The organism is Streptococcus oralis subsp. oralis (assembly GCF_002096445.1).
GTDB lineage: Bacteria > Bacillota > Bacilli > Lactobacillales > Streptococcaceae > Streptococcus > Streptococcus oralis_N.
Map to the genome: position 1 here is coordinate 591,523 of NZ_NCUK01000013.1, position 22,979 is coordinate 614,501.

General features: G+C 41.3%; 18 protein-coding genes and 1 other annotated feature. Of the genes, 16 read left to right on the forward strand and 2 right to left on the reverse strand.

Annotation, left to right across the window (positions count from 1 at the left end; genetic code table 11):
- Nucleotides 1–171 precede the first annotated feature (171 nt).
- The 14 genes from ftsW to B7721_RS10215 all read left to right on the forward strand — a co-directional run bounded on the left by ftsW (nucleotide 172) and on the right by B7721_RS10215 (nucleotide 15,062).
- A complete protein-coding gene (gene ftsW / locus B7721_RS06260; RefSeq protein ID WP_084878094.1) occupies nucleotides 172–1,395 on the forward strand; it encodes a cell division peptidoglycan polymerase FtsW in 1,224 nt (407 codons plus the stop codon).
- 23 nt (nucleotides 1,396–1,418) lie between these two features.
- The gene (ppc, locus tag B7721_RS06265; protein ID WP_084878096.1) at nucleotides 1,419–4,115 is read left to right on the forward strand and encodes a phosphoenolpyruvate carboxylase; all 2,697 of its coding nucleotides are present in this window, start codon (nucleotides 1,419–1,421) and stop codon (nucleotides 4,113–4,115) included.
- 94 nt (nucleotides 4,116–4,209) lie between these two features.
- Nucleotides 4,210–4,427 (forward strand) — a binding site (T-box leader).
- Between the two features lie 118 nt (nucleotides 4,428–4,545).
- Nucleotides 4,546–5,541, forward strand: coding sequence for a tryptophan ABC transporter substrate-binding protein (gene trpX / locus B7721_RS06270; RefSeq protein ID WP_000792183.1), 996 nt, complete (start codon nucleotides 4,546–4,548; stop codon nucleotides 5,539–5,541).
- 65 nt (nucleotides 5,542–5,606) lie between these two features.
- Nucleotides 5,607–6,473 (forward strand): ABC transporter permease, encoded by an 867-nt coding sequence (locus B7721_RS06275; RefSeq protein ID WP_038805101.1) that lies wholly within the window; start codon nucleotides 5,607–5,609, stop codon nucleotides 6,471–6,473.
- Nucleotides 6,470–7,228, forward strand: coding sequence for an ABC transporter ATP-binding protein (locus B7721_RS06280; RefSeq protein ID WP_049505730.1), 759 nt, complete (start codon nucleotides 6,470–6,472; stop codon nucleotides 7,226–7,228). Before B7721_RS06275 ends, B7721_RS06280 begins: the two co-directional genes overlap by 4 nt.
- 196 nt (nucleotides 7,229–7,424) lie before the next feature.
- Nucleotides 7,425–9,185: a DNA primase gene (gene dnaG / locus B7721_RS06285; RefSeq protein ID WP_038805102.1), complete on the forward strand. Its 1,761-nt coding sequence runs from the start codon at nucleotides 7,425–7,427 to the stop codon at nucleotides 9,183–9,185.
- Nucleotides 9,186–9,187: 2 nt separating this feature from the next.
- Complete coding sequence (gene rpoD / locus B7721_RS06290) at nucleotides 9,188–10,297, forward strand: RNA polymerase sigma factor RpoD (RefSeq protein ID WP_000201893.1); 1,110 nt, start codon at nucleotides 9,188–9,190, stop codon at nucleotides 10,295–10,297.
- A 14-nt stretch (nucleotides 10,298–10,311) separates the two neighbouring features.
- Nucleotides 10,312–10,641 (forward strand): metal-sulfur cluster assembly factor, encoded by a 330-nt coding sequence (locus B7721_RS06295; RefSeq protein WP_049489434.1) that lies wholly within the window; start codon nucleotides 10,312–10,314, stop codon nucleotides 10,639–10,641.
- A 113-nt stretch (nucleotides 10,642–10,754) separates the two neighbouring features.
- A complete protein-coding gene (locus tag B7721_RS06300) occupies nucleotides 10,755–11,798 on the forward strand; it encodes a glycosyltransferase family 4 protein (RefSeq protein WP_193431830.1) in 1,044 nt (347 codons plus the stop codon).
- 8 nt (nucleotides 11,799–11,806) lie between these two features.
- Nucleotides 11,807–13,123 carry a glycosyltransferase family 4 protein gene (locus B7721_RS06305; RefSeq protein ID WP_084878098.1) on the forward strand — a complete coding sequence of 439 codons (1,317 nt, stop codon included), beginning with the start codon at nucleotides 11,807–11,809 and terminating at the stop codon, nucleotides 13,121–13,123.
- Nucleotides 13,124–13,150: 27 nt separating this feature from the next.
- Nucleotides 13,151–13,342 (forward strand): PspC domain-containing protein, encoded by a 192-nt coding sequence (locus B7721_RS06310; RefSeq protein WP_162283481.1) that lies wholly within the window; start codon nucleotides 13,151–13,153, stop codon nucleotides 13,340–13,342.
- Nucleotides 13,343–13,371: 29 nt separating this feature from the next.
- The gene (locus B7721_RS06315) at nucleotides 13,372–13,506 is read left to right on the forward strand and encodes a DUF4044 domain-containing protein (protein WP_000863851.1); all 135 of its coding nucleotides are present in this window, start codon (nucleotides 13,372–13,374) and stop codon (nucleotides 13,504–13,506) included.
- Between the two features lie 71 nt (nucleotides 13,507–13,577).
- Nucleotides 13,578–14,888: a GTPase ObgE gene (gene obgE / locus B7721_RS06320; protein WP_084878100.1), complete on the forward strand. Its 1,311-nt coding sequence runs from the start codon at nucleotides 13,578–13,580 to the stop codon at nucleotides 14,886–14,888.
- Nucleotides 14,889–14,897: 9 nt separating this feature from the next.
- On the forward strand, nucleotides 14,898–15,062 hold the full coding sequence (locus tag B7721_RS10215; RefSeq protein WP_084878102.1) for a hypothetical protein: 165 nt from the start codon (nucleotides 14,898–14,900) through the stop codon (nucleotides 15,060–15,062).
- A 34-nt stretch (nucleotides 15,063–15,096) separates the two neighbouring features.
- Here B7721_RS10215 and B7721_RS06330 read toward each other — a convergent pair whose 3' ends face one another.
- Entirely contained in the window at nucleotides 15,097–15,567 is a 471-nt protein-coding gene (locus B7721_RS06330; protein WP_049477502.1) for an arginine repressor, read from the reverse strand.
- Nucleotides 15,568–16,086: 519 nt separating this feature from the next.
- Entirely contained in the window at nucleotides 16,087–18,369 is a 2,283-nt protein-coding gene (locus tag B7721_RS06335) for a Xaa-Pro dipeptidyl-peptidase (RefSeq protein WP_084878104.1), read from the reverse strand.
- Nucleotides 18,370–18,783: 414 nt separating this feature from the next.
- Between B7721_RS06335 and B7721_RS06340 the strand changes: the two genes are divergently transcribed.
- Together B7721_RS06340 and pfkA are read left to right on the forward strand one after the other, a co-directional pair.
- Nucleotides 18,784–21,885, forward strand: coding sequence for a DNA polymerase III subunit alpha (locus B7721_RS06340; protein ID WP_084878106.1), 3,102 nt, complete (start codon nucleotides 18,784–18,786; stop codon nucleotides 21,883–21,885).
- Between the two features lie 80 nt (nucleotides 21,886–21,965).
- A complete protein-coding gene (pfkA, locus tag B7721_RS06345; protein WP_000820876.1) occupies nucleotides 21,966–22,973 on the forward strand; it encodes a 6-phosphofructokinase in 1,008 nt (335 codons plus the stop codon).
- Nucleotides 22,974–22,979: the final 6 nt, after the last annotated feature.

The following is a 22,979-nucleotide window of genomic DNA, read 5'->3' on the forward strand; positions in this document are numbered from 1 at the left end:
TCTCTTTTGAGATTTGTTTTTTTATACCTGATACTAGAAAATGAGTAAAATTCGAAGGATTAAAGGATAAGAGTTTTTTTCTTTCTGAAAAAGTGGTATAATAGCAATCAAAACTAGAAAATAAAACGGAATTGGGAACAGAAGCTTCTGTTCCTATTAGAGTGGTGAAATATGAAAATTAGTAAAAGGCACCTACTAAACTATTCCATTTTGATTCCTTACTTCCTTTTGTCGATTTTGGGACTGATTGTGGTTTATTCGACAACGAGTCCAACCCTGATTGAAGAAGGGAAAAGTGCCTTTCAATTGGTGCGTAACCAGGGGATCTTTTGGATAGCTAGTTTGGTTCTGATTGCCTTAATCTATAAATTAAAATTAGGTTTCCTAAGAAATGGGCGTCTTATTTTTATCGTAATGATTGTGGAGATGGTTCTTTTAGCTCTGGCGCGACTGGTCGGAACACCTGTCAATGGAGCATACGGATGGATCTCTGTAGGACCTGTAACGATTCAGCCTGCGGAATACCTTAAGATTATCATCATCTGGTACCTGGCACATCGATTTTCAAAACAACAAGATGAGATTGCGGTTTATGACTTCCAGGTTTTGACACAGAATCAGTGGCTGCCTCGAGCTTTTAATGACTGGCGTTTTGTTCTGCTGGTTCTGATTGGTAGCCTGGGAATTTTCCCAGACTTGGGAAATGCGACCATCTTGGTCTTAGTGGCGCTCATCATGTATACGGTTAGTGGGATTGCCTATCGTTGGTTCTCGACCATTCTAGCTCTCTTGGCAGGAAGTTCAATGTTAGTCTTGTCTGTCATTCGCTTTGTTGGGGTTGAAAAGTTCTCTCAAATTCCGCTATTTGGTTACGTTGCTAAACGTTTCAGTGCCTTTTTTAATCCTTTTAATGACTTGGCGGGGGCAGGACACCAGCTCGCAAATTCCTACTATGCCATGGTAAATGGAGGCTGGTTCGGACTGGGTCTGGGAAATTCTATTGAGAAGCGTGGTTATCTGCCAGAAGCCCATACGGATTTTGTCTTTTCGATTGTCATCGAAGAATTTGGATTCGTAGGAGCCAGTATGATTTTGGCTTTACTCTTCTTCTTGATTTTGCGAATCATCTTGGTTGGTATTCGAGCAAAGGATCCCTTTAACTCCATGGTTGCTATTGGTGTCGGAGGGATGATTCTTGTTCAGGTCTTTGTCAATATCGGTGGGATTTCCGGTTTGATTCCTTCTACAGGGGTAACCTTCCCCTTCCTTTCACAAGGTGGGAACAGTCTACTGGTATTATCCGTAGCCATCGCGCTTGTACTGAACATTGATGCCAGTGAAAAACGTGCCAAGCTTATCAGAGAATACGAGAATCAAACCGATGAAAGTCTGTAAGGATTGTATGGAAAGGAAAGTATATGTCTCTTCAAAAATTAGAAAACTATAGTAATAAAGCAGTCGTCCAAGAAGAAGTCTTGATTCTGACTGAGCTATTAGAAGATATCACAAAAAATATGCTGGCGCCAGAAACCTTTGAAAAGATTATCCAGTTGAAGGAATTATCAACTAGCGAGAATTATCAAGGGCTCAATGACCTAGTGACCAGTCTTTCGAATGAAGAAATGATTTACATTTCACGCTATTTCTCTATCCTTCCACTTTTGATTAATATCTCTGAGGATGTGGATTTGGCCTATGAAATTAATCACCAAAACAATGTGGACCAAGACTATCTAGGGAAACTATCTACAACGATTAAGATGGTAGCTGAAAAAGAAAATGCAGCCGAAATTTTAGAAAAGTTAAATGTCGTTCCTGTCTTGACCGCCCATCCAACGCAAGTACAACGCAAGAGTATGCTGGACTTGACCAACCATATCCATACGCTTTTGCGCAAGTACCGTGATGTCAAACTCGGCTTGATTAATAAAGAAAAATGGCACACGGATCTCCGTCGTTACATTGAAATTATCATGCAAACGGACATGATTCGTGAGAAAAAATTGAAAGTAACCAACGAAATCACCAACGTGATGGAGTACTACCAAAGTTCTTTCCTGAATGCTGTTCCACGTTTGACGGCTGAGTATAAAAAATTGGCTAAAGAACAAGGCATCGAGCTTGAGCATCCAAAACCGATTACTATGGGGATGTGGATTGGAGGAGACCGTGATGGAAATCCTTTCGTAACTGCGGAAACCCTCAACAAATCAGCCTTGACCCAGTGCGAAGTCATCATGAACTACTATGATGAAAAGATTTATAATCTTTATCGTGAATTTTCACTTTCAACCAGCATCGTGAATGTCAGCGACAAGGTTCGTGAGATGGCGCTGAAGTCACAAGATAACTCCATTTACCGTGAAAAAGAACTCTATCGTCGTGCTCTTTTTGACATTCAAGCTAAGATGCAGGCAACTAAGGCTTATCTCATTGAAGACAAGGAACTTCAGCCTAGATATGCCACTGCAGATGAATTTTATCAAGATTTGTTGGCCATTCGGGACTCTCTCCTTGAAAACAAAGGGGAATACCTGATTTCTGGAGAATTTGTCGAGTTGATGCAAGCTGTCGAAATCTTTGGCTTCTACCTTGCCTCTATTGACATGCGCCAGGATTCTAGCGTTCACGAAGCCTGTGTGGCTGAATTGTTAGCATCAGCTGGCATCAACGACCACTATAGCGATCTGTCAGAAGACGAAAAATGCGCCCTCCTCTTAAAAGAGTTGGAAGAAGATCCTCGTATCCTCTCAGCAACTCATGCTGAAAAGTCAGAACTGCTTGAAAAAGAACTGTCTATCTTTAAAGCTGCGCGCAAGTTGAAGGATAAACTAGGTGAAAACGTCATTCGTCAAACCATCATTTCGCACGCAACCAGTGTATCCGATATGTTAGAGCTAGCCATTATGCTTAAGGAAGTCGGTTTGGTGGATGCCCAAAAAGCCCGCGTTCAGATTGTTCCCCTCTTTGAAACAATCGAAGACTTGGATCACTCAGAAGAGACTATGAGAAGATATTTCTCTCTACCTTTGGCTAAAAAATGGATTGCTTCAAAAGACAACTACCAAGAAATCATGCTTGGCTACTCTGATAGTAACAAAGACGGTGGTTACCTATCCTCATGTTGGACTCTCTATAAAGCTCAACAACAACTAACTGCTATTGGGGATGAATTTGGCGTTAAGGTTACTTTCTTCCATGGTCGTGGTGGTACTGTGGGTCGTGGTGGTGGACCAACTTATGAAGCCATCACATCTCAACCGCTCAAGTCTATTAAGGACCGTATCCGTCTGACTGAGCAAGGAGAAGTCATTGGAAATAAATACGGAAACAAAGACGCTGCTTATTATAACCTTGAAATGTTGGTTTCTGCAGCCATTAACCGTATGATTACCAAGAAGAAGAGCGATACCAATACGTCAAATCGTTACGAAGCTATTATGGACCAAGTAGTAGACCGTAGTTATGATATCTACCGTGATTTGGTCTTTGGAAATGAACATTTCTATGACTATTTCTTTGAATCAAGTCCAATCAAGGCTATTTCAAGCTTCAATATCGGTTCGCGTCCAGCAGCTCGTAAGACCATCACTGAAATTGGCGGTTTGCGTGCTATTCCTTGGGTCTTCTCATGGTCACAAAGCCGTGTCATGTTCCCTGGATGGTACGGAGTTGGATCAAGCTTTAAAGAGTTTATAGATCAAGATCCGAAGAATATCGAGTTTCTTCGAGATATGTACCAAAACTGGCCTTTCTTCCAATCTTTGCTTTCCAATGTAGACATGGTCTTGTCTAAGTCTAATATGAACATTGCTTTTGAATATGCCAAGCTTTGTGAAGACGAAGAAGTACAAGCTATCTACTACACTATTTTAGATGAATGGCAGTTGACTAAGGACGTTATTTTAGCTATCGAAGGTTATGACGAACTCTTGGCAGAAAACTCTTACCTAAAAGACAGTCTAAACTATCGTATGCCTTACTTTAATATCCTTAACTACATCCAGTTGGAGTTGATCAAACGTCAACGTCGCGGAGAATTGTCGGCAGACGAAGAAAAACTGATCCATACAACTATCAACGGAATTGCAACTGGTTTGCGTAATTCAGGCTGATATTCTACAAACTTCCTCTTTTTTCAAGGGGAAGTTTTTGAATTGTTTAAAAAATTCTAAAAATAAGCTTGACAAGTAGTTGAAAAATGATATAATTTAAACATTCAGAAAGTAATCTTGCTCATTTTTTAGAGAGTCTGTGGTTGGTGAAAGCAGATAGATGAAATTGATGAAATTGGGCTGAGTGTACTTAAGAATTTGAAATCATAAAAATTCGGTGAGCACACCTTACAGTGCAACTCGTTATTGCGAGAAAGAGCGATAGGAATATTTCCTATAATTGAGGTGGCACCGCGCATCGACGTCCTCACACAAGTTTTTTGTGTGAGGACTTTTTCTATGGGGAGGAAAGATATTGGAATTTAAACGATGGCATCGCTTGATGATGTGATTTAAAAAGTTAAGGTAAAAGAATTAAGGAGAAAGAAAAATGAAAAATAAACGTTTGATTGGAATTGTCGCTGGATTAGCAGTATTGGTGGTGGCTAGCTTGATTTATTCATCAATGAACAAACCAGCAGCTAAGGAAGAGCAAAAGGTCGCTAAGGTTGGTGTCCTTCAATTTGTTAGTCACCCATCCTTGGACTTGATTTACCAAGGAATTCAAGATGGACTAGCTGAAGAAGGCTATAAGGACGACCAGGTAAAAATCGACTTTATGAACTCTGAAGGCGATCAGAGCAAGGTTGCAACCATGAGTAAACAATTGGTTGCTAATGGAAACGATGTTGTTGTTGGGATCGCAACACCAGCTGCTCAAGGACTTGCTAGTGCTACAAAAGACCTACCTGTTATCATGGCTGCTATTACAGACCCAATCGGTGCTAACTTGGTCAAAGATTTGAAAAAACCAGGTGGCAACATCACAGGGGTGTCAGACCATAACCCAGCTGAACAGCAAGTAGAGTTGATTAAAACCCTCACACCAAATGTCAAAACAATCGGCGCTCTTTACTCAAGTAGCGAAGATAACTCAAAAACACAGGTAGAAGAATTCAAGGCTTATGCTGAAAAAGCAGGTTTGACAGTCGAAACATTTGCCGTTCCATCAACAAATGAAATTGCTTCAACAGTCAATGTTATGACAAGCAAGGTCGATGCGATTTGGGTTCCAATTGATAACACCATCGCATCCGCATTTTCAACAGTTGTTTCAAGCAACCAAACAGCTAAAAAGCCAATCTATCCAAGTGCCACTGCCATGGTAGAAGCAGGTGGATTAGCATCTGTAGTAGTTGACCAACACGATCTTGGAGTGGCTACTGGTAAGATGATTGCCAAAGTATTGAAAGGTGAAAAACCAGCTGATACGCCAGTTAATGTCTTTTCAACTGGTAAGTCAGTGATTAACAAAAAACTAGCGCAGGAACTTGGTATCACCATTCCTGAGTCCGTTCTAAAAGAAGCAGGACAAGTGATTGAATAAAGATAAAGGAGGAGCTGGACACATCTCCTCCCATTTTTACTAAAGAAAGAAATGAGTGAAAGATTATGATAGTATCCATTATTTCACAGGGGATGGTCTGGGCGATTCTAGGTTTGGGAATCTTTATGACTTTTCGAATTTTGAATTTTCCAGATATGACTACTGAAGGTTCTTTTCCTCTAGGGGGAGCAGTAGCTGTAACCTTGATAACACAGGGAGTCAACCCATTTTTAGCAACCCTAGCCGCAGTAGGAGCGGGCTGTCTAGCTGGAATGGCGACAGGTCTCTTATATACCAAAGGAAAAATCCCAACCCTCTTATCAGGGATTCTGGTCATGACTTCCTGCCATTCCATCATGCTCATGATTATGGGGCGTGCCAATCTGGGGCTTCTTGGAACTAAACAAATACAGGATGTCTTGCCTTTCGATTCAGATCTTAACCAACTCCTGACTGGATTAATCTTTGTAGCTCTTGTTATTGGCCTTATGCTCTTTTTCCTTGATACCAAACTAGGTCAGGCCTACATCGCTACAGGTGACAATCCCGATATGGCTCGTAGCTTTGGTATCAATACGGGTCGTATGGAACTTATGGGTTTGGTTCTCTCAAATGGGATTATCGCGCTTGCAGGAGCCTTAATTGCTCAACAAGAAGGATACGCGGATGTTTCTCGAGGAATTGGCGTGATTGTCGTAGGGCTTGCTAGCTTGATTATTGGTGAGGTTTTGTTCAAGAGTTTGACCCTGGCAGAGCGACTCATGACCATCGTTGTAGGGTCTATTGCTTATCAGTTCCTCGTTTGGGGAGTGATTGCTCTTGGGTTTAATACAAGTTATCTTCGTTTGTACAGCGCCTTGATTTTGGCAGTTTGCCTCATGATTCCAACCTTCAAAAGCAAATACCTGAAAGGAGTCAAGTTTAGCAGATGACAGCAATTGTAGAATTAAAAAATGCCACCAAAGTCATCACGAATGGCTTTGACGAGGAAAAAATCATTCTGAATGATGTTTCTCTTGAGATTTTTGAACATGATTTCATTACAATACTAGGTGGAAATGGAGCAGGGAAGTCAACGCTTTTTAACACTATTGCAGGTACCTTACCTTTAACAAGTGGAAGTATCCGTATCATGGGCGAGGATGTGACGCATTTTTCACCTGAAAAGCGGGCTAAGTATTTGTCTCGTGTCTTTCAGGATCCTAAGATGGGTACGGCTCCCCGTATGACGGTGGCGGAAAATCTCTTGATTGCCAAGTTTCGTGGTGAGAAGAGAGGACTCCTTCCTAGGAGACTTTCAAGTCACAGAGAAGAGTTCCAGACTACCATTGAAAAGGTTGGAAATGGTCTTGAAAAACATCTGGACACTCCTATTGAGTTTCTATCAGGTGGTCAACGCCAGGCCTTGAGTCTCTTGATGGCAACCTTGAAGCGACCAGAGTTGCTCTTGTTGGATGAACACACAGCAGCTCTTGACCCAAAAACAAGTGTTGCCTTGATGGAGTTAACAGATGACTTTGTCAGCAAGGATCATCTAACAGCCTTGATGATTACCCACCATATGGAGGATGCACTGAAGTATGGAAATCGTCTGATAGTCATGAAGGAAGGTCGTATTATCCAAGACCTCAATAAAGAAGAAAAAGCTAAGATGAAAATCTCAGACTACTATCAATTATTTGAATAGGTGAGTTAAATAATCATCAAAAAATAGTGAAAATTAACTTAGAAACATGAAAGTGTTTCTGAGTTTTTTATCTCCTCTTTCTATCTGGAAAAATAAGGCAAAGAGAATTACGGAAAGCGTATGAAATGGTTTACTTTTTTTCAGAAATAAGCTATACTAGTTTACGTGAAACTATGATAAGATGGAGGTATTGTGTATGGTTGACAAGCAAGTCATTGAAGAAATCAAAAACAATGCCAACATTGTGGAAGTCATAGGTGATGTGATTTCTTTACAGAAGGCTGGACGGAACTATTTAGGGCTCTGTCCTTTTCATGGTGAAAAGACCCCCTCTTTCAACGTTGTGGAAGACAAGCAGTTTTATCACTGTTTTGGATGTGGGCGTTCAGGAGATGTCTTTAAGTTTATCGAAGAATACCAAGGCGTGTCCTTCATGGAAGCCGTTCAGCTCTTAGGAGAGCGCGTCGGTATTCAACTGGCTATGCCTGTCCAGTCTCGTCCTCAACAAGCTTCCCCCCATCAAGCTCTATATGATATGCATGAAGAAGCTGCACGCTTTTACCATGCCATCCTCATGACGACAAAGATGGGAGAAGAAGCAAGGGCTTATCTCTACAAACGCGGATTGACAGACGATGTTCTGAAGCACTTCCAGATTGGACTAGCTCCAGCAGAGAGAACCTATCTCTATCAACGTTTGGCTGACAAGTTTGAGGAAAAGGATTTATTGGATTCTGGCCTGTTTTACCTGTCAGATGGCAATCAGTTTTATGATACTTTTTTTGGACGGATCATCTTTCCTTTGACCAATGACAAGGGACAGGTCATTGCATTTTCAGGTCGTATCTGGCAAGAAACTGACAGTCAGACTGCCAAATATAAAAATAGTCGCTCGACTGCAATTTTTAACAAGAGTTACGAATTGTACCATTTGGACAAGGCAAAAAAGGGAACAGGTAAGATTACAGAGCTCTATCTGATGGAAGGCTTCATGGATGTGATCGCAGCCTACCGTGCTGGTATAGAAAATGCTGTAGCTTCCATGGGAACAGCCTTAAGCAAGGAGCATGTTGACCACCTCAAACGCTTTACCAAAAAAATTGTTCTCAGCTATGATGGCGACAAGGCAGGGCAGGCAGCAACAGCCAAGGCTCTAGAGGAGTTAAAAGACTTCTCAGTTGAGGTTGTTCGAGTACCTGATGCCATGGACCCAGATGAGTATTTGCAAAAGAATTCTGCTGAAGACCTGGCTTACCTTTTAACCAAGACTCGGATTAGTCCCATAGAGTTCTATATTCACCAACTCAAACCTGAGAATAGTGATAACTTGCAAGCGCAAATCGAATTCATTGAAAAGATTGCGCCCTTAATCGCCAAAGAAAAGTCTATCACTGCCCAGAATTCTTATATCCACATTCTGGCGGATAACCTACCTTCCTTTGATTATCAGCAAGTAGAACAGATTGTAAATGAAAGTCGGATTGTTCAAAGGCAGGAGAGAGTCAAGGAGCATCCTACGCCAGTAGTGATTAGTTTGCCTGTGACGCGGCAACTGACAGCAGTTATGAGAGCAGAGGCTCATCTCCTTTATAGGATGGCTGAGAATCCAGTTGTTTTAAATGACTACCGATTAAGAGAAGATTTTTTCTTTGATACCCCAGAATTTCAAATTCTTTACGAATTATTAAGTGTAGAGGGAGAAATCGGATCAGAGGAACTGTCTCATCAGACTCCTGAGGTTGAAAATGCCTGGTACCATGTTCTTGGTCTAGATTTGCCAGCTGAGATGTCGCCTCAAGAACTTTCTGAAGTCGAAGAAACTCGTAACCGTGCCCTCCTCAGCAAGGACAATTTAAGGATTAAAAAGAAAGTGCAGGAGGCTAGTCATGTAGGAGATACAGACACAGCCTTGGAAGAATTGCAACGATTGATTTCCCAAAAGAGAAGAATGGAGTAATAATGGCAACAAAACAAAAAGAAGTAACTACATTTGATGTGCAAGTAGCAGACTTTATCCGTAACCACAAAAAAACAGGAACAGCAACAGACGATGAAATCAACTCAAGTCTAGTTATTCCTTTTACTTTAGATGCAGACGGGATTGAAGACCTTTTGCAACGGATTCAGGATGCTGGAATTTCTATCACGGATAACGAAGGGAATCCAAGTGCACGTGTCCTTAGTACAGAAGAAGAGCCAGAACTCAGTGATGAGGATTTGATTGGCTCAACCTCTGCTAAGGTGAATGATCCTGTTCGTATGTATTTGAAGGAAATTGGGGTCGTTCCTCTCTTGACCAACGAAGAAGAAAAAGAATTGGCCCTAGCTGTTGAAGCTGGTGATATCGAAGCCAAACAGCGTCTTGCAGAAGCCAACCTTCGTTTGGTGGTTTCGATTGCTAAGCGATACGTAGGTCGTGGTATGCAGTTTCTTGATTTGATTCAAGAAGGAAACATGGGCTTGATGAAGGCCGTGGACAAGTTTGACTATTCAAAAGGTTTTAAGTTTTCTACTTACGCAACTTGGTGGATTCGTCAGGCAATCACTCGTGCTATCGCTGACCAAGCCCGCACCATTCGTATCCCTGTCCACATGGTAGAAACCATTAACAAGCTTGTCCGTGAACAGCGGAATCTCCTTCAAGAATTGGGTCAAGATCCAACTCCTGAACAAATCGCTGAGCGTATGGATATGACACCTGACAAGGTGCGTGAAATCTTGAAAATCGCTCAAGAACCAGTATCACTTGAAACACCGATTGGTGAAGAGGACGATAGCCATCTTGGGGACTTTATCGAAGACGAAGTTATTGAAAATCCAGTAGACTACACAACTCGTATCGTTTTGCGTGAGCAGTTGGATGAGGTTTTGGATACTCTCACAGACCGTGAAGAAAACGTTCTGCGCCTTCGTTTCGGGCTAGACGATGGGAAAATGCGTACCCTTGAAGATGTTGGTAAAGTCTTTAACGTGACTCGTGAGCGTATCCGTCAGATCGAGGCCAAGGCTTTGAGAAAACTACGTCAACCAAGTCGCAGCAAACCCCTTCGTGATTTTATTGAAGACTAAGAGTGAGGATGAACATGGCTTATACAGAAGAGCAAATTGGAACGATCAAAACACGCATATTAAATGCTTTGGAAGAAGTCATCGACCCTGAGTTGGGGATTGATATTGTCAACCTAGGTTTGATTTATGAAATTCGATTTGATGGTGAAACGGGTCACACTGAAATTGATATGACCTTGACAACTATGGGCTGCCCATTGGCTGATCTTTTGACAGACCAGATACACGATGCGATGACAGATGTGCCTGAGGTAACTAATACCGAAGTTAAATTAGTCTGGTATCCAGCTTGGACAGTTGAAAAAATGAGCCGATACGCACGTATCGCCCTAGGAATTAAATAAAGACTAAGAAAAATGTGAGAGACGATTGGAAAATAAGGTAATTTTATCCTTTTTCCTTTGGTCTCTTCTTTCTTTTGCTGATTTTCTGGAAATAAAATGGTATAATGAAAGGTATGGAAAACGAAAAATTGCGTATTAATATGCTAAGTTCAAGTGAAAAAGTGGCTGGTCAAGGAGTATCAGGAGCCTACCGTGAGTTGGTACGTCTCCTACATCGCGATGCCCAAGATCAGTTAATTGTTACGGAGAACCTTCCTGTTGAGGCAGATGTAACTCACTTTCATACCATTGATTTCCCTTATTATTTATCTACTTTCCAAAAGAAACGCTCTGGGAGAAAAATTGGCTATGTGCATTTTTTGCCTGATACGCTTGAGGGGAGTTTGAAGATTCCATTTTTCCTAAAAGGAATTGTCAAACGCTATGTTTTTTCCTTTTACAACCGAATGGAACACTTGGTGGTGGTCAATCCCATGTTTATCGAGGATTTGGTGGCTGCTGGTATTCCGCGTGAAAAAGTAACTTATATTCCAAATTTTGTAAACAAAGAAAAATGGCATCCATTACCAGCTGAACAGGTTGCACAACTCCGGAAGGAAATGGATCTTGCGGAAGATCAGTTTGTCGTAATCGGTGCGGGTCAGGTTCAGAAACGTAAAGGAATTGATGATTTTATCCGTCTTGCTGAGGAATTGCCAGAAATTACCTTTATCTGGGCAGGTGGTTTTTCATTTGGTGGGATGACAGATGGTTATGAACGCTACAAGAAGATAATGGACAATCCACCAAAAAATCTTATTTTCCCTGGAATTGTGTCACCGGAACGGATGCGGGAACTTTACGCTATGGCGGATCTATTCTTGCTACCAAGTTACAATGAATTATTCCCTATGACTATCTTAGAGGCCGCTAGTTGCGAGGCTCCTATTATGTTAAGAGATTTGGATCTGTATAAGGTTATTCTTGATGGGAATTATCGTGCTACAAGTGATGTTTCCGAGATGAGAGAAGCAATTCTAGAATACAAGAATGACCCTGAAGCCTTAAAGGACTTGAAAGAAAAAGCTCGCGAGATCTCCAAAGAGTACTCTGAGGAGCATTTGTTGGAAATCTGGTTAAAATTTTATCGAGAACAGGCTGCTTTGGGCAAAAAGTGAGGTAATTTATGCGAATTGGTTTATTTACAGATACCTATTTCCCTCAGGTTTCCGGGGTCGCGACTAGTATTCGGACTTTGAAAACTGAGCTTGAAAAGCAGGGGCATGCAGTTTTTATCTTTACAACGACTGATAAAGACGTAAACCGATACGAAGATTGGCAAATCATTCGCATTCCGAGTGTTCCTTTCTTTGCGTTTAAGGATCGACGTTTTGCCTACCGAGGTTTTACAAAGGCGCTTGAAATTGCCAAGCAGTATCAACTCGACATCATTCATACCCAGACAGAATTTTCACTTGGTTTGTTAGGGATTTGGATTGCGAGAGAATTAAAAATTCCAGTTATTCATACCTACCATACCCAGTACGAAGACTATGTGCATTACATTGCTAAGGGCATGCTAATTCGTCCGAGTATGGTAAAATATTTGGTGCGTGGCTTCCTTCGTGATGTAGATGGCGTGATTTGCCCTAGTGAGATTGTTCGTGACCTTTTATCGAAATACAAAGTCAAGGTTGAAAAGCGTGTCATCCCAACTGGAATTGAGCTGGCTAAGTTTGAACGACCTAAGATCAAAGAGGAAAACTTACAAGAGCTTCGTTCGAAGTTAGGTATTCAGGAAGGCGAGAAAATGCTGCTGAGCCTTTCGCGTATCTCCTTTGAGAAGAATATCCAAGCAGTCTTAGCAGCCTTTGTTGAGGTATTGAAAGAAGAAGACAAGGTGAAGTTGGTTGTTGCTGGAGACGGACCTTATCTGGACAGTCTGAAAGAACAAGCAGGGAAATTAAACATACAAAAACATGTGATTTTTACAGGTATGATTGCTCCAAGTGAGACAGCCTTGTACTATAAAGCAGCTGATTTCTTTATTTCAGCCTCTACGAGTGAAACTCAGGGCTTAACCTATCTAGAAAGTCTAGCCAGTGGAACGCCTGTCATCGCTCATGGCAATCCTTATCTAGATAATCTGATCAGTGACAAGATGTTTGGAACACTCTACTATGGAGAACAGGACCTTGCAGGTGCTATTTTGGAGGCCTTGATTGCCACTCCAGATATGGATGAGCATAAGTTGGCTGACAAGTTGTATGAGATTTCAGCTGAGAATTTTGGGAAACGAGTTCACGAGTTTTACCTTGACGCCATTATTTCAAATAATTTTGAACAAGAATTGCTCGATGGAGAACCTATGAGTCAACGTTTTCTAAAAACCATTTTATATCTGCCTCAACAAGCAGTTAGCGCCCCGGTAAAAGAATCTAAACGCATTCTGAAGGCGTCTAAAAAACAGTTGTCCAGTATGCGAGACTACTGGAAAGATTGACATAAAGTAAAAAAGGAGGAATAAAAGATGGCGAAGAAATTTATGAGAAGTGGCAAAGATCAGAAAATTGGAGGCGTTTGCGCAGGAGTTGCTCATTATTTTGATATTGATCCAACAATTGTTCGTGTCATTTGGGCTGTTCTTGCATTTTGTTATGGGACAGGAGTCCTTGCTTATATCATTTTATGGTTGATTGCACCAGTTTCAACAGAATATTAAATTAGAATTATATAGAAAAAGGAGAAGTTATGGCTTTTGGAGATAACGGAAAACGTAAAAAAACTTTGTTTGAAAAGGTGACGCTTGTTGTCGTGCTCATCATGTTGTTTGTAACCCTTGCTGGTATCTTTGCAACTGCGCTTGGAGCTTTCAGCAGATTCTAAGCAAGCTACGAGGATAGAAACAATAACTAATGACTGGGTTCTCCCCAGCCTTTTTAAAGTGAGAAGAAAATATGAGTATGTTTTTAGATACAGCCAAGATTAAGGTCAAGGCTGGTAATGGTGGCGATGGCATGGTTGCCTTTCGCCGTGAAAAATATGTCCCTAATGGCGGTCCTTGGGGTGGTGATGGTGGACGTGGCGGTAACGTTGTTTTCGTGGTAGACGAAGGTTTGCGTACCTTGATGGATTTCCGCTATAACCGTCATTTCAAGGCTGATTCCGGTGAAAAAGGAATGACCAAAGGAATGCACGGACGTGGTGCAGAAGATCTTCGTGTTCGCGTACCACAGGGGACTACTGTACGTGATGCGGAAACAGGTAAAGTCATTACAGACTTGATTGAACATGGTCAGGAATTTATCGTGGCACATGGCGGTCGAGGTGGTCGTGGGAATATCCGTTTTGCAACACCAAAAAATCCTGCGCCTGAAATCTCTGAGAATGGAGAGCCAGGTCAAGAACGTGAGTTGCAACTGGAATTGAAAATCTTAGCAGATGTTGGTCTAGTCGGTTTTCCATCTGTCGGAAAGTCAACATTGCTTAGTGTTATCACTTCAGCCAAACCCAAAATCGGTGCTTACCACTTTACGACCATTGTCCCTAATTTGGGAATGGTTCGTACGCAGTCAGGTGAATCTTTTGCAGTAGCAGACCTTCCAGGTTTGATTGAAGGGGCCAGTCAAGGTGTTGGTCTTGGAACTCAGTTCCTTCGACATATTGAACGCACTCGGGTTATCCTTCATATCATCGATATGTCGGCCAGCGAAGGGCGTGATCCTTACGAAGATTACCTTGCTATCAATAAAGAATTGGAATCATACAACCTTCGTCTGATGGAGCGTCCGCAGATCATCGTAGCCAACAAGATGGACATGCCCGAAAGTCAGGAAAATCTGAAAACTTTCAAGGAAAAGTTGGCAGCAAACTACGACGAATTTGAAGAATTACCAGCCATCTTCCCGATTTCTGGTTTAACCAAGCAAGGGTTGGCGCCCCTTTTGGATGCGACAGCTGAATTGTTGGATAAGACTCCTGAATTCTTGCTCTATGATGAGTCTGATATGGAAGAAGAAGCTTACTACGGCTTTGACGAGGAAGAAAAAGCCTTTGAAATTAGCCGCGACGATGATGCGACATGGGTACTTTCTGGTGAGAAACTCATGAAACTCTTTAACATGACCAACTTTGACCGTGATGAGTCAGTCATGAAGTTTGCTCGTCAGTTACGTGGTATGGGGGTTGACGAAGCCCTTCGTGCGCGTGGAGCTAAGGATGGAGACTTGGTACGAATCGGTAAATTTGAGTTTGAATTTGTAGACTAGGAGATTGATATGGGAGATAAACCGATATCATTCCGAGATGCAGATGGGAATTTTGTTTCTGCAGCAGACGTATGGAATGAAAAGAAACTAGAAGAATTGTTTAATCGTCTCAATCCCAAACGTGCTCTTAGATTGGCACGTATGAAGAAAGAAGAAACAATTTCAAATAAATAAAATAATCCCGTGATTTTTAATCACGGGATTTGTTTTATTCACTAAAGAAAAATGGTGGCGCATATTTTTTAAGACTCTCAAAACAAGCCTGCGCTTTTGTAGCATCTTCACAGATAATCATGCAGACATCGTCTCCACAAAGGGTTGCAACGACATCTGGAAAAGCCAAGGAATCAATTACAGATCCAAATGATTGGGCTAAACCGGGTAAAGTTTTCAAAATAACTTGGTGTTGCACAGGACGCAACATAACAAGAGCATCTTCCATATAGTTTTCAAGACGTTTTTCCCACTTGGAGATAGATCCTGTATTTAGCACATAATAAGAATTATCCTCTTCGCGCACTTTTGAAAGGTTCATGGTTTTGATATCGCGTGATAAGGTAGCCTGAGTAACTTGGATATCATTTTCCGCTAATAAGGCTTGTAATTCAGCTTGCGTATGGATTTTGTTTTTTGAAACGAGGGCGCGGATAAGTTGGTGTCTGTGTTCTGATTTGTTCATAAAGTAAGTACTCCTTTTACAAGGTACAGTAGCGTGGACTGAACGAAAATGTCAGTCGGGTGGTAGGCGATATTGTCACGTATGATGATTTCAAAGTCAGTAGGATAAAGAACTAGATGGAGAGATTCTCCTTCTTATAACTTGTCACTAGTTGCGTGCAGATAAACTGGGTAGCGATCCGTTCATCTACATTGATGTTCTTTAATGACAATGAATCATTCAATTTGGGTAGCTTTTTGTCACGGCTTGTTGTGAATTTACTCTAAATGTAATTCACAGAGATTTCCAACATGTGGTCTGGTAGCGTGTATGATAAATGGTTACACATGTTGGTTAGAGGGAGTATCTTTTGTCCAAGTTCCGTCTAGGGGCTTCTAAAATGCTTTCAGATGAACTGGATTTGATACGAAGTTTATTTTTGATTCGACTGTTCAAGTGGAAAACTTTGGTTATAGGTAGTTCAATGGTCAAATTCATTGACTTTTCCTTTGAATACTTCCATATTGAAAGTCTGGTAGATTATACCTTTTGACAAGGTAGGATAAGACTAGACTGAGCTAAATCAACAGTCAATTGATAGTCTGTATTATCTCGAATTGTAATCTCAAAGTCTGTGGTGTAGAGAACCAAACGGAGAGTATCTCCTTCTTTAAGTTTGTAGATAGTTGGTTGAAGTTCTAGCTTGAAGTCCATCCATTCATTTGGTTGGACTTCTTCAATCGTCAAGAGATTGGTTCGATTTTGAAGATTAAGGTAGCCTTTGGTGATGACACGTTGGGCACTTGGGTTGAATGGTAGTTCACAGAGATTTTCTAACATGTGGTAACGACCATTATCAATGGTTCTAGCACTTAAAACAGCTGGATAAGGCTGCAGGTATTTCTTTTGTCCAAGTTCTAACAGTTGGGCTGATAATAAGCCCTTGTTCGTACTCGATTTGACACGAAGTTTCAGCTCCACTCGCCCATTTAAGTGAATGTCTTGACTTACTGGAAGGTCAATGGTGATCTGATTGGCTTTTCCTTGGTAAAGTTCGGTGTTGAAGATCTGGTAAGTCTTACCATAGCGATCAAAATCTTTTTGATCATACTGGTTTTGAATCACTTTTTCTTCAGTTCCAAGTGAGAAGGTATGCAGTTCATCCTGCTTGCCAAAGTTATCAAGATCTTGCCATCTTTGCGGTGCGATATTGTCCTGCCAAATGACAGTCGGAAGTTGATAGCCTGAGTCAAGTCCTAGCAATTTCATACTTAACAAGGCATTCATGGACTCGCGGAAGTCGATTGACTGCCAGTTGTTCATATAAACATGGGCACCATGATGGAAAAAGAGGTGCTTATTGATATGGCTAGGAAGGGCATGAAACATCTGGTAAACATGAAGAGGTTTGACGTTCCAATCCTGGGAACCATGCGTAAAGATGACCTCGGCTTGAACCTTGTGAGCATTGAGCAGATAGTTGCGGTCATGCCAAAACTGATTGTAGTCACCAGTCTTGCGATCGAGTTTCTCTTTAACCTTTTCTAAGTCTGCTTGATGAGCTTCATTGCCACGAATATAGTCACCAGCTTGGAGGTTGCGAGAGTAGGTCAATTCAGCAAGTGAGTCAAAATCTTCACCTGGATAGCCCCCTGGGCTGGTCACTAGACCATTTTCCCGATAGTAGTTGTACCAAGAGGAAATACCTGCTTCTGCGATGATCACTTCCAAGCCATCAACACCAGTGGTGGCGAGACCATTGGACATGGTACCTAGATAAGAAATTCCTGTTGTTGCGACTTTGCCGTTTGACCAGTCAGCCTTGACTTGGCGTTTGCGCGTGTGATCCGTGAAAGCACGACAACGACCATTGAGCCAATCAATGACATTTTTATAAGCTTCAATCTGCTGGTAGTCACCATTGGTCATGAGACCTTGAGAATCTTTGGTTCCAACACCTGATACATAGAGATTGGCAAATCCACGTGGGAGGAAGTAGTCATTGAGTGTGTATGAGCTATTGATATGAGATAGCTTTTCTTCAGCTTCTGAGACGACTTCTGCTTGACCATGAGGTTCAACTAAATTCAGCTTGGGCTCCTCAAGTTCAATGGTGTGGGGCGTTTTGACCTCAAGCTCTCCCTCCATTTTGTAGAGAGCCTTGTCACTGGCTTTGTCGTTGGTCCCTTGGTGATAAGGGCTGGCAGTCATGACTGAAGGAATCTGTCCATCATAACGCGGACGAATAATGCTGACCTTAACTAAATCAGGCAGATCATCTTTATCAGTATCCACACGACTCTCTACATAAACAACTTCACGAATGACATCGTGACTAGAAAAGGTTGCCAAGCTCTTACCGTTAAAGTAGTGGTAGTGATTGTCTTCTGCAATAAGTCCATCACCAACAAGCTGGTCGATGAGTGTATTTCCTTTTTTGGTTCGAGTGTTGAGCAGATGGTAGAGATTTTCAATCAAATCTCCATAAATAACAGGAAATTCAGTTTCTTTACGGAATTGTTCAGCATCCTCAAAATCAATAAGATAATTAAAGCCTAAAAGTTGAAAAACTACGGTATAGAAAATATCAGCTGTCAGCTCTTTATCAGACTGAAAGAAGGTCAGTAGATCCCTTTCTCTATCTGCAGCTAGGGTAGATAGAGCGTAATCGGTATTAGTATAAGTGAAGAAACTCCAACGAATGAAGTCTTCAAACTGTCTTTTTAAGGACAGTTGGGGTGACAGCTTTAGACCAAGACCTTCTAATTCCTCAAATCGTTGAGAACTAGTGGTTGGTTGATAGCTGAATTGATTAAAACGCATGTTTCTCTCCTTTGAAAACAGACTGGATTTATTATATCAAAAAAGAGGGGAAAATGGAATAAATAAACTTAAATGAAATAAATTTCTTAAACCAGCATATCTATTTGGTAAGTTATTATAAAATGCTGAATAAATACCATAGAAATAAGCCTTTTTCTAGAGATTTTTATATGTAAAACTGCATATAACTTCTATCTTTATTATTCTTCGTTTGGTATAAATATATCTAAATTTACATTTAAAAATATTATATAATATTAATTTTTTATTTTCTTCCTTTGAAAAATGAAGAATTTAACAGTAAGAAGAGAAGAAGTTTGTAACTGATGATATTAAAAAGAAAGTGCAGAGTTGCTTCAATATCCAACTTAAAATGGTATAATAGTAGTAAAACGAAAGCAAGGAGGAGAAGAAATGATTGCACAGCTCGACACCAAGACTGTTTATAGTTTTATGGAAAGTGTGGTTTCGATTGAAAAATATGTACAAATGGCTAAAGAATACGGCTATTCTCACCTTGCTATCATGGATGTGGATAATCTCTATGGAGCCTATCATTTTCTAGAAGTGACTCGTAAGTATGGAATTCAACCTTTAATCGGTCTAGAAATGACTTTGGTCAAAGATGAGGAGAACCTCTCTCTTCGTTTTCTAGCCCTATCCACTAAAGGTTATCAAGAGTTGATGAAGTTATCCACTTTAAAAATGACTGGACGGAAAAATTGGTCTGACTTCACCTCCCACCTCGAAGATGTGGCCATTATTGTTCCCTATTTTAATGGGGTCGAACAGTTGGATTTGGGGCATGATTATTTTATCGGTGTCAGTCCAGATACTCCTCAAGAAGTCTTTACTAGCCCCATTCTTCCACTCTATCAGGTCAACTCTTTTGAAAAAGAAGATATTCAAGTTTTACAAATCTTGTCAGCAGTCAAGGACAATGTCAGTCTGAGAGAAGTGGATGTGCATTCACAACAGGGGATTTTTTTACCTGCCTCAGACTTGGAAGCACGGTTTAAAAATCGCTTCCCTCAGGCGCTTGCCAATCTCCAAGGTCTGATAGAGAATGTAAGCTATCAAATCGACCCAAGTTTAAAACTCCCTCGCTTTAATCCTGAAAGACCAGCGGTCGAAGAACTTAGAGAGAGAGCTGAGCAAGGCTTGAGTGACAAGGGGCTAACCTCAGCTATCTATCATGAGCGACTGAATGAGGAATTAGCTGTGATTCATGATATGGGCTTTGATGACTATTTCCTTGTAGTTTGGGATTTGCTCCGTTTTGGACGTTCCCAAGGATATTATATGGGAATGGGGCGTGGTTCTGCGGTTGGTAGTCTGGTGGCTTACTCACTGGATATTACAGGGATTGATCCGGTTGAAAAGAACTTGATTTTCGAACGCTTTTTAAATCGTGAGCGCTACACCATGCCTGATATCGATATCGACATCCCTGACCTCTATAGACCAGAGTTCATTCGCTATGTTCGTGATCGTTATGGCAGCCAACACGTGGCACAGATTGTTACCTATTCGACTTTTGGAGCAAAACAGGCAATTCGTGATGTTTTCAAACGTTACGGTGTCCCTGAGTACGAATTAACCAATATTACGAGAAAAATCAGTTTTCGAGATACGCTAACGACAGCCTATGAAAAGAATTTACAGTTTAGGCAGGTCATCAATAGCAAAATGGAATATCAAAAAGCTTTTGAGATTGCTCGAAAGATTGAAGGGTATCCTCGTCAGACCTCTATCCATGCAGCTGGAGTCGTTATGAGTGACCAAGATCTGACGGACTATATCCCGCTCAAATACGGTGAGGATATGCTCATCACTCAGTATGATGCTCATGGTGTTGAAGCCAATGGACTTCTAAAAATGGATTTCCTCGGTTTACGTAACCTGACTTTCGTACAAAAAATGCAGGAATTATTGGCTGAGTCAGAAGGTATTCATCTGAGAATAGAGGATATTGATCTGGAAGACAAAGAAACTCTGGCCCTCTTTGCTGCTGGAAATACCAAGGGAATTTTCCAATTTGAACAACCTGGTGCCATTCGACTCTTGAAACGAGTTCAGCCGCAAGTCTTCGAAGAAGTGGTAGCAACGACATCCCTTAACAGACCAGGTGCAAGTGATTATATCGATAACTTTGTCGCTCGAAAGCATGGCAAAGAAAAGGTGACGGTGTTAGACCCTGCCTTAGAAGACATTCTGTCATCAACCTACGGTATCATGCTCTACCAAGAGCAGGTCATGCAGGTAGCTCAGCGCTTTGGAGGATTCAGTCTTGGTAAAGCCGACATTCTCAGACGTGCCATGGGTAAGAAAAATGCCAAAGAGATGCACTTGATGAAGGAAGATTTTATCACAGGAGCTATGAAATTGGGGCATACAGAAGAAAAGGCCAAGCAAGTTTTTGCAGTGATGGAAAAGTTTGCAGGCTATGGATTTAACCGATCCCACGCTTATGCCTACTCAGCACTGGCTTTCCAACTAGCTTATTTCAAGACACACTATCCTGCTATTTTCTTCCAAGTTATGTTGAATTATTCCAGTAGCGATTACATTGTAGATGCATTGCAGATGGGCTTTGAAGTAGCTCCTTTAGCAATAAACAGCATTCCCTATCATGATAAGATTACCCAAGAGAAAATCTATCTTGGTTTGAAAGCTATTAAAGGGATGCCGAGAGATTTGTCTTACTGGATTATTGAAAATCGTCCTTTCTCAAGCATTGAAGATTTCGTCACACGTCTTCCCAAGAATTACAAGAAACTGTCGCTTCTAACGCCTTTGGTTGAACTGGGGCTTTTTGATGAATTTGACAAGAATCGCCAGAAAATCTTAGTGAACCTACCAAACTTATTTGTCTTTGTTGAGGAGTTGGGTGGACTCTTTGCGGATACAAATTATAGTTGGACTGAAGCTGATGATTTTACTGAGGCAGAGAAATTTTACAAAGAGCAGGAACTGATTGGGGTAGGTATCAGTCCCCATCCTCTCCAAACTCTTGCCAAACAAGCCCTATATCCGACCACTCCAATCACTAATCTAACCGAGGGAGCTCAAGCCACTCTCCTAGTTGAAGTGCAAAAGATTAAAGTGATTCGAACCAAGAAAGGCGAGAGTATGGCTTTTCTACAGGTTCATGATAGTAAGTCTCGGATGGATGTAACTGTATTTTCAGACCAATATAGAAAATTTGCTTCCAATTTATCCGAAGGGAAATTTTACTACATCAATGGCAAAGTTCAATCTCGAGATGGTCGTCTGCAAATGATTGCACAAGATTTGAAAGAAGCAGTGGCGGAACGATTCTGGATTCAAGTTAAAAATCATAAATACGATAAAGAGATTTCAAATATCCTAGCACAATACAAAGGCCCAATCCCTGTCATTATCAGGTATGAAGAGGAAGGAAAAACGGTTGTTTCTACACAACATTTTGTAAGAAAAGATTCTGCTCTAGAGGAAAAGTTAGAGGGAATTGCTATGAAAACGATTTATCGCTAAAAATACGGAAAATAGAAGAATTTTCGATTTAAATGTGGTATAATCAGTAAGAATGTTAAAAGAAAAAGGAGCATAACCAAATGAAACGTATTGCTGTTTTGACCAGTGGTGGAGACGCCCCTGGTATGAATGCTGCTATCCGTGCAGTAGTTCGCCAAGCAATCTCAGAAGGAATGGAAGTTTTTGGTATCTATGATGGATACGCTGGTATGGTTGCCGGTGAAATTTATCCACTTGATGCTGCTTCAGTAGGAGACATCATTTCTCGTGGTGGTACTTTCCTTCACTCTGCTCGTTACCCTGAGTTTGCACAACTTGAAGGTCAACTTAAAGGGATTGAGCAATTGAAAAAACACGGTATCGAAGGAGTCGTAGTTATCGGTGGAGACGGTTCTTATCACGGAGCTATGCGCTTGACTGAGCATGGATTCCCAGCTATCGGACTTCCAGGAACTATTGATAACGATATCGTAGGGACTGATTTCACAATTGGATTTGATACTGCAGTTACGACAGCTATGGATGCGATTGATAAGATTCGTGATACATCATCAAGTCACCGTCGTACTTTCGTTGTTGAAGTAATGGGACGTAACGCTGGTGATATCGCTCTTTGGGCAGGTATCGCAACTGGTGCTGACGAAATCATCATCCCTGAAGAAGACTTCAAGATGGAAGATATCGTTGCAAGCATCAAAGCTGGTTATGAATGTGGTAAGAAACACAACATCATCGTTTTGGCTGAGGGAGTTATGTCTGCGAATGAGTTTGGTAAGAAACTCAAGGAAGCTGGAGACACTAGTGACCTTCGTGTAACTGAACTTGGACACATCCAACGTGGTGGTTCACCAACCGCTCGTGACCGTGTATTGGCATCACGCATGGGTGCACACGCTGTTAAACTTCTTAAACAAGGAATCGGTGGTGTCGCTGTTGGTATCCGTAACGAGAAAATGGTTGAGAATCCAATTCTTGGAACAGCAGAAGAAGGAGCTTTGTTTAGCTTAACAGCTGATGGCAAGATCGTTGTTAACAACCCCCATAAAGCTGATCTTGAACTTTCTGATTTGAACAAGAGCTTGTCCTAATCAACT

Bases quoted from the DNA above. Each gene is read 5' to 3' on its own strand.
- B7721_RS06330 (WP_049477502.1), bottom strand. From the start codon at position 15,567: ATGAACAAATCAGAACACAGACACCAACTTATCCGCGCCCTCGTTTCA.
- B7721_RS06305 (WP_084878098.1), top strand. From the start codon at position 11,807: ATGCGAATTGGTTTATTTACAGATACCTATTTCCCTCAGGTTTCCGGG.
- ppc (WP_084878096.1), top strand. From the start codon at position 1,419: ATGTCTCTTCAAAAATTAGAAAACTATAGTAATAAAGCAGTCGTCCAA.
- B7721_RS06315 (WP_000863851.1), top strand. From the start codon at position 13,372: ATGGCTTTTGGAGATAACGGAAAACGTAAAAAAACTTTGTTTGAAAAG.
- ftsW (WP_084878094.1), top strand. From the start codon at position 172: ATGAAAATTAGTAAAAGGCACCTACTAAACTATTCCATTTTGATTCCT.
- B7721_RS06275 (WP_038805101.1), top strand. From the start codon at position 5,607: ATGATAGTATCCATTATTTCACAGGGGATGGTCTGGGCGATTCTAGGT.
- rpoD (WP_000201893.1), top strand. From the start codon at position 9,188: ATGGCAACAAAACAAAAAGAAGTAACTACATTTGATGTGCAAGTAGCA.
- B7721_RS06295 (WP_049489434.1), top strand. From the start codon at position 10,312: ATGGCTTATACAGAAGAGCAAATTGGAACGATCAAAACACGCATATTA.
- dnaG (WP_038805102.1), top strand. From the start codon at position 7,425: ATGGTTGACAAGCAAGTCATTGAAGAAATCAAAAACAATGCCAACATT.
- B7721_RS06335 (WP_084878104.1), bottom strand. From the start codon at position 18,369: ATGCGTTTTAATCAATTCAGCTATCAACCAACCACTAGTTCTCAACGA.
- B7721_RS06300 (WP_193431830.1), top strand. From the start codon at position 10,755: ATGGAAAACGAAAAATTGCGTATTAATATGCTAAGTTCAAGTGAAAAA.
- pfkA (WP_000820876.1), top strand. From the start codon at position 21,966: ATGAAACGTATTGCTGTTTTGACCAGTGGTGGAGACGCCCCTGGTATG.
- obgE (WP_084878100.1), top strand. From the start codon at position 13,578: ATGAGTATGTTTTTAGATACAGCCAAGATTAAGGTCAAGGCTGGTAAT.
- trpX (WP_000792183.1), top strand. From the start codon at position 4,546: ATGAAAAATAAACGTTTGATTGGAATTGTCGCTGGATTAGCAGTATTG.
- B7721_RS06310 (WP_162283481.1), top strand. From the start codon at position 13,151: ATGGCGAAGAAATTTATGAGAAGTGGCAAAGATCAGAAAATTGGAGGC.
- B7721_RS06340 (WP_084878106.1), top strand. From the start codon at position 18,784: ATGATTGCACAGCTCGACACCAAGACTGTTTATAGTTTTATGGAAAGT.
- B7721_RS10215 (WP_084878102.1), top strand. From the start codon at position 14,898: ATGGGAGATAAACCGATATCATTCCGAGATGCAGATGGGAATTTTGTT.
- B7721_RS06280 (WP_049505730.1), top strand. From the start codon at position 6,470: ATGACAGCAATTGTAGAATTAAAAAATGCCACCAAAGTCATCACGAAT.